The sequence below is a fragment of the Modestobacter italicus genome, assembly GCF_000306785.1.
GTDB lineage: Bacteria > Actinomycetota > Actinomycetes > Mycobacteriales > Geodermatophilaceae > Modestobacter > Modestobacter italicus.
In genome coordinates, this window is sequence record NC_017955.1 from 3,644,031 (window position 1) to 3,661,428 (window position 17,398).

Sequence of the window (17,398 nt, forward strand, 5' to 3'; positions counted from 1 at the left end):
CCCCGACCCTGCCCCAGTCAGTACTGCTCGTCCAGGTAGAGCAGCGCGTAGGCGGCCAGCCAGTGCTCGACCATGTAGTCGCTGCCGCTGACATGGGGCAGCGCCGCCGCGGCGTGCTCGCCGGCGGCGGCCAGCAGCCGGTCGGCGGAGGCCGGCAGCGCCCGGGCCAGCCGGCGCAGGCACCAGGCCCGCGACAGGTTCAGCCCGTGCAGGTGGGCGGTCTGCCCGTCGCTGACGTCGGCGACCACCGCCGGGGTGAACCGCGGGTCCGGCAGGAACCGGGTCAGCCAGGGTCCGGGGTCGGGCAGCACCGCCGTCATCAGCACCGCCTCGACCAGCGACGGGGAGAGGAAGTCCGAGCCCGACGGCTCCCAGCGCACCGGCGCGTCGACGTCCCCGCCGAACCAGCGCAGCGCGGCGTCGGTGAGCACGTCGGCGCTGCCCGCCCGGCGGGCAGCCGGTAGGGCCATCAGCAGGCCGAAGGCGCTGTTGGGGTGCAGCCCGGAGCGCACCGGGTAGGTGGCCGCGGGCAGCCAGCGGGCGAACGCGCCGAGGAAGTGGTCGGCCAGCGGCTGGAGCACGGCGGCCCACCGGCGGACGTCGTCCGGGGCGTCCGGCGCCGCGGCCCAGGAGGCCGCCTCCTCGACCAGGGTCAGCGCCCACGCCCAGCCGTAGGGCCGCTCCCAGCCCGGCTGCGCGACGGCGAAGGCCACCTCCGCCGCGATCGCCTCGGGGGTCCAGTGCTCGTCCAGCACCGCCCGGACCGCCGCGGCGGGCACCGCGGCGGGGGCCACTCGCAGCAGCCGGAGCAGCACCCAGTGCATCTCCACCGCGGAGTGCCAGTCGTAGCTGCCGTAGAACGCCGGGTGCCGGTCCCGCGGCCGCACCGGGGCGTCCCCCGGCCCGGTGTAGTGCACGTACAACCCGTTGGGGAACTCCTCGCGCACCGTCCGCAGCGCGGTGGCGGCGAGCTCCGGCGCGGCGGCGAGCAGTTCCGGGGTCACGGCAGCCGGGTGGCCTGCACGGTCAGCGGCTCGGCGTGCGGGGCGCGCCCGTTGGACGACGCCTGACCGGCCGGCAGCGCGGCGACCGCGGAGCTGTTCTGCGGGGTCGGCAACCACCGCCCCCACCAGCGCAGCACGTGCTCCAGCCGGGCCTGCCGGTGCTTCGGCCGGCCGGAGCGGGACAGCTCGTGGCCCTCCCCCGGGAACAGCAGCAGCTCGGTCGGGACGCCGCGGCGCTTGAGCTCGACGAACAGCCGGGTGCCCTGCTCCAGCGGGCAGCGCCAGTCCTCCTCCGAGTGGATCACCATCGTCGGCGTGGTGATCCGGTGCGCCGAGGCCATCGGCGACTGGGCGGCGACCCGCTCCGGGTCGGTGCCCACGTACTCGTCGGGGAAGAAGAACCCGATGTCGGAGGAGCCGACGAAGCTCACCGGGTCGTTGAAGGCCCGCTCGCTGATCGCGGCGACGAACCGGTCGGTGCGGCCGACCAGCAGCGTCGTCATGAACCCGCCGTAGGAGCCGCCCATGATGCCGACCCGGGAGGAGTCCAGGGTCGGGTCCTCGAGCGCGGCGTCCAGGAACGCGACGACGTCGTCCGCGTCGAGCTCGCCCATGTGCTCCTTGATGACCCGCCCGTGCGCCTCGCCGTAGCCGGAGGAGCCGCGCGGGTTGCACTGCAGCACCGCGTACCCGGCCTCGACGTAGGCCTGGGTCTCGTCGAACAGCGTCCAGCCGTACTGGGCGAACGGGCCGCCGTGCACGGTGAGCAGCACCGGGTGCGGCCCCGGGCCCGGCGGGGTGGTGACCCAGCCGTGCACCGGGTAGCCGTCGGGTGCGGTCGCCGTCGTCTCGCGCATCCGGTGCAGCCGGCCGGTGGCCTGCAGCGGGGCGCCGAACCCGGTGATCAGCCGGCGCCGGCCCGGGGTGACGGCGATCAGCTCGCCGGCGGACCGGTCGTGCGCCACGGTGGCGACGACGACGCCGCCGCCCACCGCGATCCCGCGCACGGTGTAGTGCCCGTCGACCAGCGCCTCGGGCGCACCGCCGGACAACGGGACCCGCAGCAGCTCGACCGCGCCGCGGCGCTGGACGCCGAAGAACGCCGCCCCGCCCGCGACCACCGTCGCCGGGGTCTCGTCGCCGCGGTCGTGCTCCTCGGGGTCCAGCAGCGGCTCGACCTCCCCGCCGGCGGCGGGCACCCGGCACAGCGTGGTGTTCCGGCCGACGAAGTCCCGACCCAGCGGGCCGAGGTCGGGCTGCGCGGTGAGGTAGATGGTGCTGCCGTCGGGGTCGTCGGGGTCGTAGGCCGGGTGGGCGACCGCCGACCGGGACGCGGTCACCTTCCGCAGCCCGGTGCCGTCCGGGCGCACGGTGTAGACGTCGCTGACCCGGTCGGTGTCCGCGCCCTCGTGCCGGGCGGAGACGAAGGCCAGCTCGGCGCCGCTCGGGCTCCAGGTGACGTCGGTGTCGTCGACGTCCCCGCCGGTGACCTGGAACGGTGTCGGCGGCGCGACGCCGTCGTCCTCGGTCTCGGCCGGCAGGTCCACCACGAAGACGTGGCTGCGCCGGTCGTTGGTGAAGCCGACCCCGTCGGCGCGGTACGTCAGCGTGGTGATCAGCCGCGGCGCCTCGGCCGCGGGCGGCACGTCCTCGTCGGTGCCGTAGCGCCCGGCCTCGGGGACCCGCGCGGTGTAGGCCAGCCGGCGGGAGTCCGGCGACCAGACCGGCGTCCCGGCGCCCAGGTGGTGGTCGGTGAGCGCACGCGCCACTCCCCCGGCCGTCGCCAGCACGTGCAGCTGCGGCTTGCCCTTCGGCTCGGCCGAGAGGTAGGCCAGCCAGCGTCCGTCCGGCGAGTACACCGGCTCGGTGTCGCGGTGCCCGTGGGTCAGCGGGCGGGCCGGCTCCGACCCGTCCGTGGGCACGGTCCACAGCTGGCTGCGGTACTCGTCGGCGTCCAGGTCCAGCCGGGTGACGGCGACGACGGCGGTCGCGCCGTCGGGGGACACCGTCGGCACACCCGGGACGCGCAGCAGGGAGAGGTCGGTCGGCCGCATGACCGGCACGCTAGCCCAGAGATGATGAGCACCGCTAACGGTGAGGCCCTAGGGTGCCGCACATGACGCGACGCGTGTTCTCCGGCGGCAGGGTCCTCGACGGCACGGGCGCCCCGGCCGCACCGGCCGACGTGCTGGTCGAGGACGGCCGGATCGTCGACGTCGGCCCCGGGCTGGACGGCGACGAGGTCGTCGACTGCACCGGTGCGACCGTGCTGCCCGGCCTCTTCGACTGCCACGTGCACGTGATGATGAGCGGCGTCGACACCCTGCGGCAGCTGCAGACGCCGTTCGGCTACGGCTACTACGAGGCGCTGCACAACCTGCGGCGCACCCTGGCGCAGGGCATCACCTCGGTCCGCGACGCCGGCGGTGCCGACCTGGGCGTCGCCGAGGCGGTGCGCAGCGGGTTGATCGCCGGCCCGCGGATGCAGATCGCGATCAGCATGCTGTCCCAGACCGGCGGCCACGGCGACGGCTGGCACGTCTGCGGCGCCGACCTGCCGATCTTCGCCCCGCACCCCGGTCGGCCGGCGACCGTCGTCGACGGCCCCGACGAGATGCGGCGCACCGTCCGCCAGCTGCTCCGGGCCGGCGCCGACGTGATCAAGGTGGCCACCAGCGGCGGCGTCCTCTCCGCCCGGGACGACCCGCGGCACCCGCACTTCCGCGCCGCCGAGCTCGACGTCCTGGTCGAGGAGGCCGAGGCGGCCGGCGTGCACGTCATGTCCCACGCCCAGGGTGCCGGCGGGATCAAGGCCGCGGTGCGCGCCGGGATCCGGTCGATCGAGCACGGCATCTTCCTCGACGACGAGGCGATCGAGCTGATGCTGCAGCGCGGCACCTGGCTCGTGCCGACCCTGGCCGCACCCCGCGCGGTGCTGGCCGCGGTGGCCGCCGGCGCCTCGCTGCCGCAGTCGGTGATCGACAAGGCGCGCAACGTGCAGGCGGCCCACGACGAGTCGGTCGGCCGGGCGATCGCGGCGGGCGTGAAGGTCGCCATGGGCACCGACAGCGGTGTCGGGCCGCACGGGGACAACCTCGTCGAGCTGGGCCTGATGGCCGACTGCGGGATGCGCCCGGAGCAGGCCTGGCACGCCACCACCCTGTCGGCGGCGGAGCTGCTCGGGGTGGCCGATCAGCTGGGCAGCCTCGAGCCCGGCAAGCGGGCCGACGTCGTCGTCCTCGAGGGCGACGCCACCGACCTCACCGGCCTGTCCGGCCGGGTCCGCGAGGTGTGGCGGGACGGCGAGCTGGTGGCCACCGGCGGCGCGACGGTCGAGGCGGGCACCGTCCCGCCGCGCTGAGCCGACCGGTCAGGCGGCCGAGGTGGCGGGGTCCTCGGCCTGGGCCGGGTCCTGGCCCCGGCTGAGGAACCGCGCGTACAGGACGGCGGCCAGCACCGCACCGAGCACCGGACCCAGGACGTAGGCCCACGCGCCGTCGAACTCCCCGGCGACGATCATCGGGCCGAGGGCGCGGGCCGGGTTCACCGCGCCGCCGGACAGCGGACCGGCCACCAGCACGCAGACGGCCAGGGTGAACCCGACGGCCAGACCGGCAGCGCCCTTCGCCACCCGGCTGTCGGTCGCCACCGAGACGATGACCAGCACCAGGAAGAAGGTCACCACCGCCTCGATGACGAACACGGTCAGCGTGCTGACCCCGCCACCGGGCAGGGTCGCGGCCAGCGAGGCCTGGTCCCGCGCGGCGTCCCCGTAGGTGAGCCACACGGTGAGGCTGGCCAGCACGGCGCCGCCGAGCTGGGCCAGCAGGTAGGCCGGCACGTACCGCCACGGGAAGGCGCCGGTGGCCGCCAGCGCCACGGTGACCGCGGGGTTGAGGTGCGCGCCGGACACGTGGCCGAGCGCGTTGACCAGCGCCACCAGGGCCAGGCCGAAGGCGAGCGCGATGGCCAGCGAGTCGGCTGTCCCGCCCGCGATCGGCTGGTCGAGCAGTGCCGCGACGGCGACCGAGGTGCCGGCGAGGACGAGCAGGTAGGTGCCGATCAGCTCGGCGACGGCGACGCGCGGGACGTTCTGGGTGGTGCTGCTGCCGTAGAGGCCGGACATCGAGTGGTTCTCTTCTCCCCGTCGAACGGCCGCCGGTGCTGAGCAGCCCCCACCAGTCTCAGCGACCTGCGGTGAGCCCGCTGGCCGAGCGGAGGACGCCCGCGTCAGGTACGGCGGGGTTCGTCGGCCTCGGTGGCCGCGGCCGTGCGCCCGCTGTCGTCGGTCTGCACCTGCTGCTCACCGCCCGCCACCTGCGGCCGCTCGTCGTCGTCCGGCGTCTGCCCGCGGGTCTTGAGCAGGCTGGCGACCGTGGCGACGACCAGGACGCCGAGGATGACGCTGAGCGAGAGCCAGATCGGGATCTCCGGCACCGCCTCGATCGGCTCGCCGCCGTTGATGAACGGCAGCTCGTTGGTGTGCAGCGCCTCCATGATCAGCTTCACGCCGATGAAGGCCAGGATCACCGCGAGGCCGATCGAGAGGTAGACCAGCCGCTTGAGCAGCCCACCGAGCAGGAAGTAGAGCTGGCGCAGGCCCATCAGCGCGAAGATGTTCGCGGTGAAGACGATGAACGGCTCCTTGGTGAGGCCGAAGATCGCCGGGATGCTGTCCAGCGCGAAGAGCAGGTCGGTGGTGCCGAGCGCGAGGAACACCACGATCATCGGCGTCCAGTACTTCTTGCCGCCCTCGGTGACCCGGATCTTGCTCTCGTGGAAGTCCTTGGTGATCGGCAGGACCTTGCGCATCCGCCGGATGAGCGCGTTCTCCTCGTAGTCCTCGTCCTCGTCGCGGTTCCGGACCAGGTTGATCGCGGTGTACACGAGGAAGGCGCCGAAGATGTAGAAGACCCAGGTGAAGCGCTCGATCACCGCGGCGCCCAGCAGGATGAAGACCCCGCGCAGCACCAGCGCGATGATGATCCCGACCATCAGGACCTCTTGCTGCAGCTTCCGGGGCACCTGGAAGCGGGCCATGATGATCACGAACACGAAGAGGTTGTCGACCGACAGCGAGTACTCGGTCAGCCAGCCGGCGTAGAACTCGGTCGCGAACTGGCCGTTGGTCACCGCCAGCACGACCACCCCGAAGGCGAGCGCCAGGGCGACGTAGAAGACGACCCAGGCGGTCGCCTCCTTCACCGACGGCTCGTGCGGACGACGGACGACGAGGGCGAGATCGGCGAGCAGGAGGACCGTGAGCCCCACGAACGTCGCGACCTCGAACCAGACGGGGAGCTCCACGGGACCCGACTCTACGGGTCACCTCCCGGGTGTACCGGCCAACGATCTCGCGCCCCCGGCACGGCCCGGCAGAGCTCCGGCTGTGCGCTGGTCCAACCCCTGCTGAGCGGCTGCTCAGCCGCCTGCGGGCTGCTCCACCGACTCGGGGGTCGGCGCCGCGAGCGCCCTCCCGAGGGTGCGGACCGTGCCGCGCAGCCGCTGCGCCTCGGCGTCCCCCACCTGCTGCAGGAGGGCGCCCAGCACGCGGATCTGCAGCCCTTCGGCCTGGTCCAGCACCACCCGGCCGGCCTCGGTCAGGTGCACCAGGGAGGCCTCCCCCGCACCGGCCGGGGACGCCGGGTGCCGGTGCCGGCCGAGGAGGCCGCGGCGCACCAGCTGGTCCACGGTCGCCGGCCCGGCCTCGTCGACCTGACCGGTCCGCCGGGCGACGGCGCGGGGGTGCTCGGCACCCTCCGCGACCGCGGCCAGCGCCTGCAGCTCGCCGGGCCGGACGCCGGAGACGTCGTCCAGCCGGCGGGCCAGCCCGTCGACCACCCGGCCGAGCACGGTGAGGTCGTCGAGCAGGCCGAGCACGTCGGTCAGCCCGTCGACCGGGTGGACCGGGGACCGCTCGGCGACCTCGGCGCGGGCCGCGAGCAACGCCACGCCGGTCACCTGCCGGCCGCCGGGCGGACCTGCTCGTCGACCGGGTCGGCGTCGTCGTCCGTGCCGGTGTAGGTGTCCGAGTTCGTGCCCGTGCCGGCAGCCGTGCCGGCCTCCACCGGGCGGGCGGCGTCCCGGGCCTGACGGCGCTCGCGCACCTTCCGGTCGTGCCGGAGGCTGGTCAGCGTCGTCACCACCAGGGTCACCAGGATGACCGCCAGCGACAGCCAGGTCGGGATCTCCGGGATGACGGTGATGTGCTCGCCGCCGTTGACCCAGGACAGCTCGTTGGTGTGCAGCGCGTGGATGACGAGCTTGGCGCCGATGAAGGCGAGGATCACCGCGAGGCCGTAGGCGAGGTAGACCAGCCGGTCGAGCAGCCCGTCGATGAGGAAGAACAGCTGCCGGAGACCCAGCAGGGAGAACGCGTTGGCGGCGAAGACCAGGTAGGTGTCCTGGGTGAGGCCGAAGATCGCCGGGATCGAGTCGACGGCGAAGATGATGTCGGCGGTGCCGATGGCGATCAGCGCGATGGCCAGCGGGGTGATGTACCGCTTGCCCTGCAGCTTCACCGTCATCTTGTCGTCGTGGTGCTCCTCGGTCGTCGGGACGACCTTGCGCACCAGCCGCAGGACGGCGTTCTCCTGGTACTCCTCCTCGCCGCCGTGGCCACCGCTGCGGGCCTGCACCCAGGCGGTGTAGATGAGGATGGCGCCGAAGAGGTAGAAGACCCAGCTGAAGTTCTCGATGGCCGCGGCGCCGACCAGGATGAAGATCGTGCGCAGCACCAGGGCGAAGGTGATGCCGAAGAGCAGCACCTTCTGCTGGGCGATCCTCGGCACGCCGAAGCTGGCCATGATGAGGACGAAGACGAAGAGGTTGTCCACCGAGAGGCTCTTCTCGGTGATGTAGCCGGCGAAGTACTCACCGCCCGGGGTTGCGCCGCCGAACCACAGCACCAGCAGCCCGAAGACGACGGCGATGCCGATGTAGACCGCCGACCAGGTGGCCGCCTCGCGCAGCGAGGGTGCGTGCGGGGTCCGGACGTGGCCGACGAAGTCGAAGACCAGCATCCCGACGATCGCGGCGATCGTGATCGCCCAGATCCAGAAGGGGACGTCCATGCGTGTGTTCCTCCGGTGCTACTGGCGGGTGCGTCAGTGCCCGGAGGTCTCTCCCACCGACCTGGTCAGGTCGGCCGGCAGCGCCGGAGGTCATGGGACCTCGTGTTGACGACGGTGCCGCGGCGGGATACTCCCCTCCACGTCGAACCGCTCCTGCCCAGGCGTCATCGCCGGACCTGACGCGGTTCGTCATGAGGGTGAACGCTCAACCGGTGGTGCGGGTTCCCAGCGGACGCACATTTCGCCTGACCGGTCCGGCAGCCCGCAGCGGTGTGCGCGCAGGCCGGGTTCCCGGGGTCGGGACCCGGCCTGGGCGCGCACCGTCAGCTCACGGCGGCCGCCGGCTCAGGCGTGGGCGGCGTCGAACTGGCGCAGCTCGCGCTTGAGCTCGTTCAGCTCGTCGCGCAGGCGGGCGGCGACCTCGAACTGCAGCTCGCGGGCGGCCGCCAGCATCTGCTCGTTCATGTTGGTGATCATGTCGGCGAGCTCGTTGCGCGGCAGGCCCTGCACGTCGATCGAGCCGGCCTTGGCCTTGCTCTTCGACGACAGCCCCGGCACCGGCGACTTGCCCCGCGACTGCTGCCGGCCCGACCCGCCCAGCAGCTCGGTCGAGGCCTCGGCGTCCTCCGCGGCCTTGTAGATGCCGTCGAGGATGTCGACGATCTTCTTCCGCAGCGGCGTCGGGTCGATGCCGTGCTCGGTGTTGTAGGCCATCTGCTTCTCGCGCCGGCGGCTGGTCTCGTCGATCGCCTGCGCCATCGACGGGGTGATCTTGTCGGCGTACATGTGCACCTGCCCGGACACGTTGCGCGCGGCGCGGCCGATCGTCTGGATCAGCGACGTCCCGGAGCGGAGGAAGCCCTCCTTGTCCGCGTCGAGGATCGCCACCAGCGACACCTCGGGCAGGTCGAGCCCCTCGCGCAGCAGGTTGATGCCGACGAGCACGTCGTACTCGCCCTGGCGCAGCTCGCGCAGCAGCTCCACCCGGCGCAGCGTGTCGACCTCGGAGTGCAGGTAGCGGACCTTGATGCCGAGCTCGAGCAGGTAGTCGGTGAGGTCCTCGGACATCTTCTTGGTCAGCGTGGTGACCAGGACCCGCTCGTCCTTCTCGGTGCGCAGCCGGATCTCGTGCACCAGGTCGTCGATCTGGCCCTTGGTCGGCTTGACCACCACCTCGGGGTCGATCAGCCCGGTGGGGCGGATGACCTGCTCCACCACGTCACCCTGGACCCGACCGAGCTCGTAGTGCCCCGGCGTGGCCGACAGGTAGACCGTCTGGTGGATCCGGTCGGTGAACTCCTCCCACTTCAGCGGCCGGTTGTCCATCGCCGAGGGCAGCCGGAAGCCGTGCTCGACGAGGGTGCGCTTGCGGCTCATGTCGCCCTCGTACATGCCGCCGATCTGCGGCACCGTCACGTGCGACTCGTCGATGACGAGCAGGAAGTCGTCGGGGAAGTAGTCGATGAGGCAGGCACCGGCCGACCCGGGCGCGCGGCCGTCGATGTGCCGGGAGTAGTTCTCGATCCCGGAGCAGAACCCGACCTGGCGCATCATCTCGATGTCGTAGGTGGTGCGCATGCGCAGCCGCTGGGACTCCAGCAGCTTGCCCTGCTTGTCCAGCTCGGCGAGCCGCTGCTCCAGCTCGGCCTCGATGGTCTGGATCGCCCGCTCCATCCGCTCCGGGCCGGCGACGTAGTGGGTGGCCGGGAAGACGAACAGCTCGTCGACCTCGCGCACGACCTCGCCGGTGAGGGGGTGCAGGTAGTACAGCCGCTCGATCTCGTCGCCGAACATCTCGATCCGGCAGGCGAGCTCCTCGTAGACCGGGAACACCTCGATCGTGTCGCCGCGGACCCGGAACGTGCCGCGGGTGAACGACAGGTCGTTGCGGGTGTACTGCTCGGTGACCAGGGTGCGCAGCAGCTCGTCGCGCTCGCGCTGCTCGCCGACCTTCACCTTGAGCGCGCGCTCCACGTACTCCTGCGGCGTGCCCAGGCCGTAGATGCAGGAGACGGTCGAGACGACGATCACGTCGCGCCGGGTGAGCAGGCTGTTGGTCGCCGAGTGCCGGAGCCGCTCGACCTCCTCGTTGATCGAGGAGTCCTTCTCGATGTAGGTGTCCGTCTGCGGGACGTAGGCCTCGGGCTGGTAGTAGTCGTAGTAGGAGACGAAGTACTCGACGGCGGCGTCGGGCATCAGCTCCTTGAACTCGTTGGCCAGCTGGGCGGCGAGGGTCTTGTTCGGGGCCATGACCAGCGTCGGGCGCTGCACCTGCTCGATCAGCCAGGCGGTGGTCGCCGACTTGCCGGTGCCGGTGGCACCCAGCAGCACGGTGTCCGTCTCCCCCGCGTTGACCCGCTCGGCGAGGGCCTTGATCGCCGTCGGCTGGTCACCGGAGGGCTCGAACTCGCTGACGACCTGGAACCGCCCGCGGGTGGGCCGGATGTCGGTGGAGGTGGACACGCCGTCGACGGTACGACGGGGGTGCGACAGAACGGGAGCTCCCGTCGTCCCGCGGTGCTGGCGGACGACGGAGTGCAGGTCAGCGGGCCGTTCGACCGGGGCTGGCACACTCCGGGCACGTGCTGCCCGCACGAGCGGCCCCGCACACGTGTCCTGGGTCATGCCAGGTGTGCGGAGGCCCGACTGCGGGCATCCGACAGCGAACCCCCCGGTTCAGCTGCCACGACCCATGCCCCGCGCCTGCGCCGGGGCGCTCAGCAGGAGGACGACCTTCCCCATGACCACCCAGGTGTGGCCCGGTTCCGCTTACCCCCTCGGCGCGACCTACGACGGCACCGGCACCAACTTCGCGATCTTCAGCGAGGTGGCCGAGAAGGTCGAGCTGTGCCTCTTCGACGAGGCCGGCAACGAGACGCGCATCCGCCTCCCGGAGATGGACGCCTACGTCTGGCACGCCTTCCTCCCCGGCATCCAGCCCGGGCAGCGCTACGGCTTCCGGGTGCACGGCCCGCACGACCCCGCGCAGGGCCTGCGGTGCAACCCGGCCAAGCTGCTCCTCGACCCGTACGCCAAGGCCATCGACGGCCAGATCGACTGGGACGAGTCGGTCTTCGGCTACCGCTTCGAGAACGGCGAGAAGAACGACGACGACTCCGCGGCGCACATGCCGAAGTCCGTCGTCATCAACCCGTACTTCGACTGGGGCGTGGACCGCCCGCCGAAGACGCCGTACAACAAGACGGTCATCTACGAGGCCCACGTCAAGGGGCTGACGATGACCCACCCGCGGGTGCCGGAGGCGCTGCGCGGCACCTACGCCGGCGTCGCGCACCCCGCGGTCATCGAGCACCTGCAGAGCCTGGGGATCACCGCCATCGAGCTGATGCCGGTGCACCAGTTCGTGCAGGACGACACCCTGCAGCAGAAGGGCCTGCGCAACTACTGGGGCTACAACACGATCGGCTTCTTCGCTCCGCACAACGAGTACGCGCAGGACACCGACGGCCAGCAGGTCCAGGAGTTCAAGGGCATGGTCCGCGCCCTGCACGAGGCGGGCATCGAGGTCATCCTCGACGTGGTCTACAACCACACCGCCGAGGGCAACCACATGGGCCCGACGCTGTCGTTCCGCGGCATCGACAACCAGGCCTACTACCGCCTGGTCGAGGACGACAAGCAGTACTACATGGACACCACCGGCACCGGGAACTCGCTGAACGTGGCGACCCCGCAGTCGCTGCAGCTGATCATGGACTCGCTGCGTTACTGGGTGACCGAGATGCACGTCGACGGCTTCCGCTTCGACCTCGCCTCGTCGCTGGCCCGCCAGTTCCACGAGGTCGACCGGCTGTCGGCGTTCTTCGACCTGTGCCACCAGGACCCGATCGTCAGCCAGGTCAAGCTGATCGCCGAGCCCTGGGACATCGGTGACGGCGGCTACCAGGTCGGCAACTTCCCGGCGCTGTGGACGGAGTGGAACGGCAAGTACCGGGACACGGTCCGGGACTTCTGGCGGGGCGAGGACGCCACCATCGGCGAGTTCGCCAGCCGCATCTCCGGCTCCGCCGACCTGTACCAGCACTCCGGCCGGCGCCCGGTGGCGAGCATCAACTTCGTCACCGCGCACGACGGCTTCACCCTCAACGACCTGGTCTCCTACAACGAGAAGCACAACGAGGCCAACGGCGAGGACAACAACGACGGCGAGAGCCACAACCGCAGCTGGAACTGCGGCGTCGAGGGGCCGACCGACGACCCGGAGATCCTGGCGCTGCGGGCGCAGCAGCGGCGCAACTTCATCGCCTCGCTGATGCTCAGCCAGGGCGTGCCGATGCTGCTGCACGGCGACGAGCTCGGGCGCACCCAGGGCGGCAACAACAACGGCTACTGCCAGGACGACGAGATCACCTGGATCGACTGGGAGAACGTCGACGAGGGCCTGCTGGAGTTCACCAAGCTGGTCACCAAGCTGCGCACCGACCACCCGACCTTCCGGCGCCGGCGGTTCTTCCACGGCCGCCCGGTGCGCCGCGAGGAGGGCGACCCGGTGCAGGACATCGCCTGGCTGACCCCGGCGGGCGAGGTCATGGACGACGACGACTGGGACGTCGGCTTCGCCAAGTCGCTGGCCATGTACCTCAACGGCCACGGCATCCGGGAGACCGACGAGCGCGGCGAGGACGTGGTCGACGACTGCTTCTACCTCGCGTTCAACGCCTCCCACGAGCCGATCGACTTCACCCTGCCCAGCACCGACTACGCCGAGGGCTGGACCGTCGTGGTCAACACCGCCGAGCTGGCGGACGTCGAGCCGGTGCAGGTCAAGGCCGGCGAGACGCTGACCATCGCAGCCCGCGCCACGGTCGTGCTGCAGGCGGCGGCGTGACCGAGCTGTCCGACGGCCGCCGCCGGGAGGTGCCCGCGGGCACCTACCGGCTGCAGGTGACCGCCGACTTCACCCTGGACGACGCCGCGTCGGTGGCCGGCTACCTGGCCGACCTCGGCGTGACGCACGCCTACTCCTCGCCGCTGCTGCGGTCCGCGGCCGGGAGCACGCACGGCTACGACACCGTCGACCACGCGCACGTCGACGAGCCGCGCGGCGGGCGGGCCGGCCTCGACCGGTTCGTCGCCGCGCTGCACGAGCGGGGTCTGGGCCTGGTGCTCGACCTGGTGCCCAACCACATGGGCGTCAGCGACCCGGCCGAGTCCGGCTGGTGGTGGGACCTGCTGCAGCACGGGCGGGAGAGCGCCCACGCCGACGCCTTCGACGTCGACTGGGACTTCGGCGGCGGCCGGATCCGCATCCCGGTGCTGGGCAGCGCGGACGACGTCTCGAAGCTGGAGGTCGTCGACTCCCCCGACGGCCCCGAGCTGCACTACTACGACAACCGCTTCCCGATCGCCCCCGGCACCGGGGAGGGCACGCCGCAGGAGGTGCACGACCGGCAGCACTACGAGCTGGTCGACTGGCGGCGCGCCGACGACCAGCTGAACTACCGCCGGTTCTTCGCGATCAACACCCTCGCCGGGCTGCGGGTGGAGGACCCGGAGGTCTTCCGGGCCACCCACGCGCTGGTCGTCGAGCTGGTCGAGAACGGCTCGGTCGACGCGCTGCGGATCGACCACCCCGACGGGCTGGCCGACCCCAAGGGCTACCTGGACCGCCTGGCCGAGGCCACCGGCGGCCGGTGGACCGTCGTCGAGAAGATCCTCGAGCCCGGCGAGGAGCTGCCGGAGGGCTGGCGGACGGCCGGGACGACGGGGTACGACGCGCTCACCGAGGTGGACGGCGTCCTGGTCGACCCCGCCGGCGAGGCGGCGTTCACCGCGCTGGACACCGAGCTCGCCGGCGCGCCGGTCGACTACGCGAAGCTGGTGCACGACTGCAAGCGTGAGGTCACCGACGGCATGCTCGGCTCGGAGGTGGCCCGGCTGCAGCGCATCGTCGGCGACCTCGGGGGGGCGGGGAGTGCGGCAGTGCCCGCCGAGCAGGTCACCGAGGGGCTCGCGGAGCTGCTGGCCAGCTTCCCGGTCTACCGGAGCTACCTGCCCGACGGCCGGGAGCACCTGGACGAGACGGTCGCCGCGGTCAAGCAGCGCCGCCCCGACCTGACCGCGGCCGTCGACGCCCTGCACCCGCTGCTGGGCACCGCCGGCACGGAGCTGGCCACCCGGTTCGAGCAGACCTCCGGGCCGGTCATGGCCAAGGGCGTGGAGGACAGCGCCTACTACCGGTGGGCGCGGTTCGTCGCGCTGAACGAGGTCGGCGGCGACCCGGCCCGGTTCGGGACGACGGTCGCGGGGTTCCACGCGGCGCAGCAGCACCGGGCCGCGGTGAAGCCGGCGTCGATGACGACGCTGTCCACCCACGACACCAAGCGCAGCGAGGACGTGCGGGCGCGGCTCGCCGTGCTGGCCGAGCAGCCGACCGAGTGGGCGGAGCTGGTCCGCGAGCTGCTGGCCCGGCACCCGCTGGCCGACCGGTCGCTGGCGCACCTGGTGTGGCAGAACCTGGTCGGTGCGTGGCCGCTGACCCGCGAGCGGGCGCACGCCTACGTCGAGAAGGCCGCCCGTGAGGCCGGCACCTCGACCACCTGGACCAACCCGGTGCAGGAGTTCGAGGACCAGCTGCACGCGCTGGTCGACGCCGCCTTCGACGACCCGACGACGCACGCCGCGATCGAGGCGTTCGTCGCGCGCATCGCGCCGTCGGGGTACGCCAACTCGCTGTCGCAGAAGCTGCTGCAGCTGACGATGCCCGGCGTCCCGGACGTCTACCAGGGCACCGAGCTGTGGGACTTCTCGCTGGTCGACCCGGACAACCGCCGTCCGGTCGACTACGACCTGCGCCGCAGCCTGCTCGCCCGGCTGGACGAGGGCTGGGTGCCGCCGGTCGACGAGACCGGCGCGGCCAAGCTGCTGGTGGTCTCCCGGGTGCTGCGGCACCGGCGGGACCACCCGGAGGCCTTCGACGGGTACACCCCGCTCGAGGCCACCGGGGCGGCCGCGGACTCCGTCGTCGCCTTCGACCGCGGCGGGGTCGTCGCGGTGGCGACCCGGCTGCCGGTGCACCTCGCGGCCACCGGGTGGGGCGACACCGCGCTGCAGCTGCCGACCGGCGCCTGGCGGGACCTGCTCACCGGCGCGCGGGTGGTCTCCGCCGCCAACGGGGTCGCGCTGAGCGAGGTGCTCGCCCAGCTCCCGGTCGCCCTGCTCGTCCGCGGCTGAGAAGGGCCCCCTTCCTCCCCACCCTTCGCAGGTTCAGGGTGGGCCCCTGGAAGGGGGCCGCTCCAGCACGTCACGGAGCGCGCGGTGGTGGCTGTGGGGGATCCCACATCAACAGAGTGTCAGGGGCCGGGGACCCGCAGCTGTCCCCGGCCCGGCCTGTCGGGGGTCGTCGTGGTCCGGGTGTCGGAGCGCGGCTGACTCGGGAAGCGAGACCCGCAGGTCTCGCTTACCGTTCTCGACGTCCCGGGCCGCACTGGCCGGGCACGAGGCGCCGGACCGCCGAACCCCGTCCGCCGGCAGCCTGACACCGACCCACCCAGGACGGGGGCGGGGGACCCACTTCCGACGCGCCTGCGCGTCTCGGGGTGAAGCCGTGCCGTGCCCTCAGGGCGCTGACCGGCCGGGCACCGATTCGCCCGAACCCGACAGCTCACCTCGTAGGCGGTGATCGGGAGGATCACCCATGTTCGAGTCCCTGCACGTCCGCGTCCGCCGCACCGTCGCGGGCGGGGCCGTCGCCCTCGGCGCTGCCGCCGTCGGCATCGGCCTGCTCGCCACCCCGGCCTCCGCGGCGGCGACGCACGACTGGACCGGTGTCGCCGAGTGCGAGTCCGGCGGCAACTGGAGCATCAACACCGGCAACGGCTACTACGGCGGCCTGCAGTTCTCCCAGAGCACCTGGGCGGGCTACGGCGGCACGGCGTTCGCGGCGCGGGCCGACCTGGCCACGCCGGCGCAGCAGATCGAGATCGCCGAGAAGGTCCTCGTCGGTCAGGGCGTCGGCGCGTGGCCGACCTGCGGCAAGTACCTCGCCGCGGGCACCACCCCGTCGGGGGGCGCCCCCGGGCCCCGCCCCGGCGCCGGCTCCGGCCCCCGCGCCGGCTCCGGCCGCGGGCGGTTCGTACACCGTCCAGGCCGGCGACACCCTGGCGGAGATCGCGGCCGCCCACGGCACGACCTGGCAGGCGCTCGCCGCGCTGAACGCGTCGACCGTGAGCGACCCGAACCGCATCTCCGTCGGACAGGTGCTGGCCGTCTGAGCACCACCGGGCAGCCGGGGGGACACCCCCTCCGGCTGCCCGGGGCGGCGCCGCTCAGCCGAGCGTGCGCGGCAGCCCCAGCGAGGCGGCGAGCGCCGACTCGAAGTGCACGAGCTCCCCGATCCGGTCCCCGTCGAGCGCCAGCACGAGGACGCCCACGACGTGCAGCACGCCGGTCACCGGGTCCCGCACGTACTCCCCCAGCGCCGGCTGCCCGTTCGCCCGCACCGGCACCATCCGCGCGATGGCGCGGCGGTGACCGTCGATCGCGGAGAAGAACCGGTGCACCGCCTCGGTCCCTCGGTACTCGAACGGCAACGGCGGCATGCGCACCCACACGTCGTCGGTCATCAGCGCCACCAGCGCGTCGACGTCCTCCCCGGTGAAGGCCGTGACGAAGCGGTCGACCAGGGCGCGCTCCACGGGTCCCCCGGCCGGCGGCGCCGGCCGCCCCGCCGAGGAGGCGGTCGCCATCGTGGCCCGGGCCCGCTTCAGCGCGCTCGTGACGGCGTCCGTGGTGAGACCGAGCAGCTCCGCGGTCTCCGCCGCGCGGTAGCCCAGCACGTCGCGGAGCAGCAGGACGGCGCGCTGGTTCGGCGGGAGCAGCTGGACGGCGGTCACGAACGCCAGCGTCACCGTCTCCCGGGACTCGTAGCGCGCCTCGGGCCCCGGCGCCGCGTCCGCCAGACCGTCCAGCAGCACGTCCGGGTAGGGCTGCAGCCACGGCACCTCCCCCCACCGGGAGGGCTCGGGCGGCGCCACCGGCAGCTGCTCCGCGGCGACCGGGCGCCGCGCCGCCGAGCGCAGCTGGTTCAGGCACCGGTTCGTGACCACGCGGTACAGCCAGGTGCGCACCGAGGACCTCCCCTCGAACGAGCCCAGGCCCGTCCACGCCGACAGCAACGCCTCCTGGAGCGCGTCCTCGGCGTCCTGCCGGGAGCCGAGCATCCGGTAGCAGTGCACCTGCAGCTCGCGCAGGTACGGCGCCACGACCGCGGCGAACGCCTCGTGGTCGCCCGCCCGGGCCTGCTCGAACAGGTCGACCGGCACCGCGCACCCCCTCGCTCTCGTCCTGCCCGTACCGACC

The 17,398-nt window shown here is 72.7% G+C and carries 11 protein-coding genes, 1 pseudogene and 1 riboswitch; of the genes and pseudogenes, 4 read left to right on the plus strand and 8 right to left on the minus strand.

The window, feature by feature from the left end; genetic code table 11:
* Positions 1 to 17: 17 nt before the first annotated feature.
* A complete protein-coding gene (locus tag MODMU_RS17440) occupies positions 18 to 1,004 on the minus strand; it encodes a DUF2891 domain-containing protein (protein WP_014741643.1) in 987 nt (328 codons plus the stop codon).
* Positions 1,001 to 3,058 (minus strand): S9 family peptidase, encoded by a 2,058-nt coding sequence (locus tag MODMU_RS17445; protein ID WP_014741644.1) that lies wholly within the window; start codon positions 3,056 to 3,058, stop codon positions 1,001 to 1,003. The genes MODMU_RS17440 and MODMU_RS17445 overlap by 4 nt, the downstream gene beginning before the upstream one ends.
* 62 nt (positions 3,059 to 3,120) lie before the next feature.
* On the opposite strand from MODMU_RS17445, the gene MODMU_RS17450 reads away from it, so the two are divergent.
* Positions 3,121 to 4,365, plus strand: coding sequence for a metal-dependent hydrolase family protein (locus MODMU_RS17450; protein ID WP_014741645.1), 1,245 nt, complete (start codon positions 3,121 to 3,123; stop codon positions 4,363 to 4,365).
* Positions 4,366 to 4,374: 9 nt separating this feature from the next.
* On the opposite strand, the gene MODMU_RS17455 is transcribed toward MODMU_RS17450, so the two are convergent.
* From MODMU_RS17455 to uvrB, 5 genes are all read right to left on the minus strand, one after another.
* Positions 4,375 to 5,130 (minus strand): MIP/aquaporin family protein, encoded by a 756-nt coding sequence (locus MODMU_RS17455; protein ID WP_014741646.1) that lies wholly within the window; start codon positions 5,128 to 5,130, stop codon positions 4,375 to 4,377.
* Between the two features lie 104 nt (positions 5,131 to 5,234).
* Positions 5,235 to 6,311: a TerC family protein gene (locus tag MODMU_RS17460; protein ID WP_014741647.1), complete on the minus strand. Its 1,077-nt coding sequence runs from the start codon at positions 6,309 to 6,311 to the stop codon at positions 5,235 to 5,237.
* Between the two features lie 114 nt (positions 6,312 to 6,425).
* A complete protein-coding gene (locus tag MODMU_RS17465; RefSeq protein ID WP_166503525.1) occupies positions 6,426 to 6,956 on the minus strand; it encodes a hypothetical protein in 531 nt (176 codons plus the stop codon).
* A gap of 5 nt (positions 6,957 to 6,961) precedes the next feature.
* Entirely contained in the window at positions 6,962 to 8,077 is a 1,116-nt protein-coding gene (locus MODMU_RS17470; protein WP_014741649.1) for a TerC family protein, read from the minus strand.
* A 345-nt stretch (positions 8,078 to 8,422) separates the two neighbouring features.
* Positions 8,423 to 10,540 carry an excinuclease ABC subunit UvrB gene (uvrB, locus tag MODMU_RS17475; RefSeq protein WP_014741650.1) on the minus strand — a complete coding sequence of 706 codons (2,118 nt, stop codon included), beginning with the start codon at positions 10,538 to 10,540 and terminating at the stop codon, positions 8,423 to 8,425.
* Between the two features lie 277 nt (positions 10,541 to 10,817).
* Between uvrB and glgX the strand changes: the two genes are divergently transcribed.
* The 3 genes and pseudogenes from glgX to MODMU_RS30100 all read left to right on the plus strand — a co-directional run.
* A complete protein-coding gene (gene glgX / locus MODMU_RS17480; protein ID WP_014741651.1) occupies positions 10,818 to 12,926 on the plus strand; it encodes a glycogen debranching protein GlgX in 2,109 nt (702 codons plus the stop codon).
* Positions 12,923 to 15,271: a malto-oligosyltrehalose synthase gene (treY, locus tag MODMU_RS17485; protein WP_014741652.1), complete on the plus strand. Its 2,349-nt coding sequence runs from the start codon at positions 12,923 to 12,925 to the stop codon at positions 15,269 to 15,271. The genes glgX and treY overlap by 4 nt, the downstream gene beginning before the upstream one ends.
* Before the next feature lie 298 nt (positions 15,272 to 15,569).
* A riboswitch (cyclic di-AMP (ydaO/yuaA leader) is annotated at positions 15,570 to 15,731 on the plus strand.
* 3 nt (positions 15,732 to 15,734) lie between these two features.
* Positions 15,735 to 16,010 (plus strand): annotated as a pseudogene (locus tag MODMU_RS30100) (transglycosylase family protein); the annotation flags it as partial.
* Between the two features lie 355 nt (positions 16,011 to 16,365).
* Here the strand turns inward: MODMU_RS30100 and MODMU_RS17490 are convergent.
* On the minus strand, positions 16,366 to 17,361 hold the full coding sequence (locus tag MODMU_RS17490) for an RNA polymerase subunit sigma-70 (RefSeq protein ID WP_014741654.1): 996 nt from the start codon (positions 17,359 to 17,361) through the stop codon (positions 16,366 to 16,368).
* Positions 17,362 to 17,398: the final 37 nt, after the last annotated feature.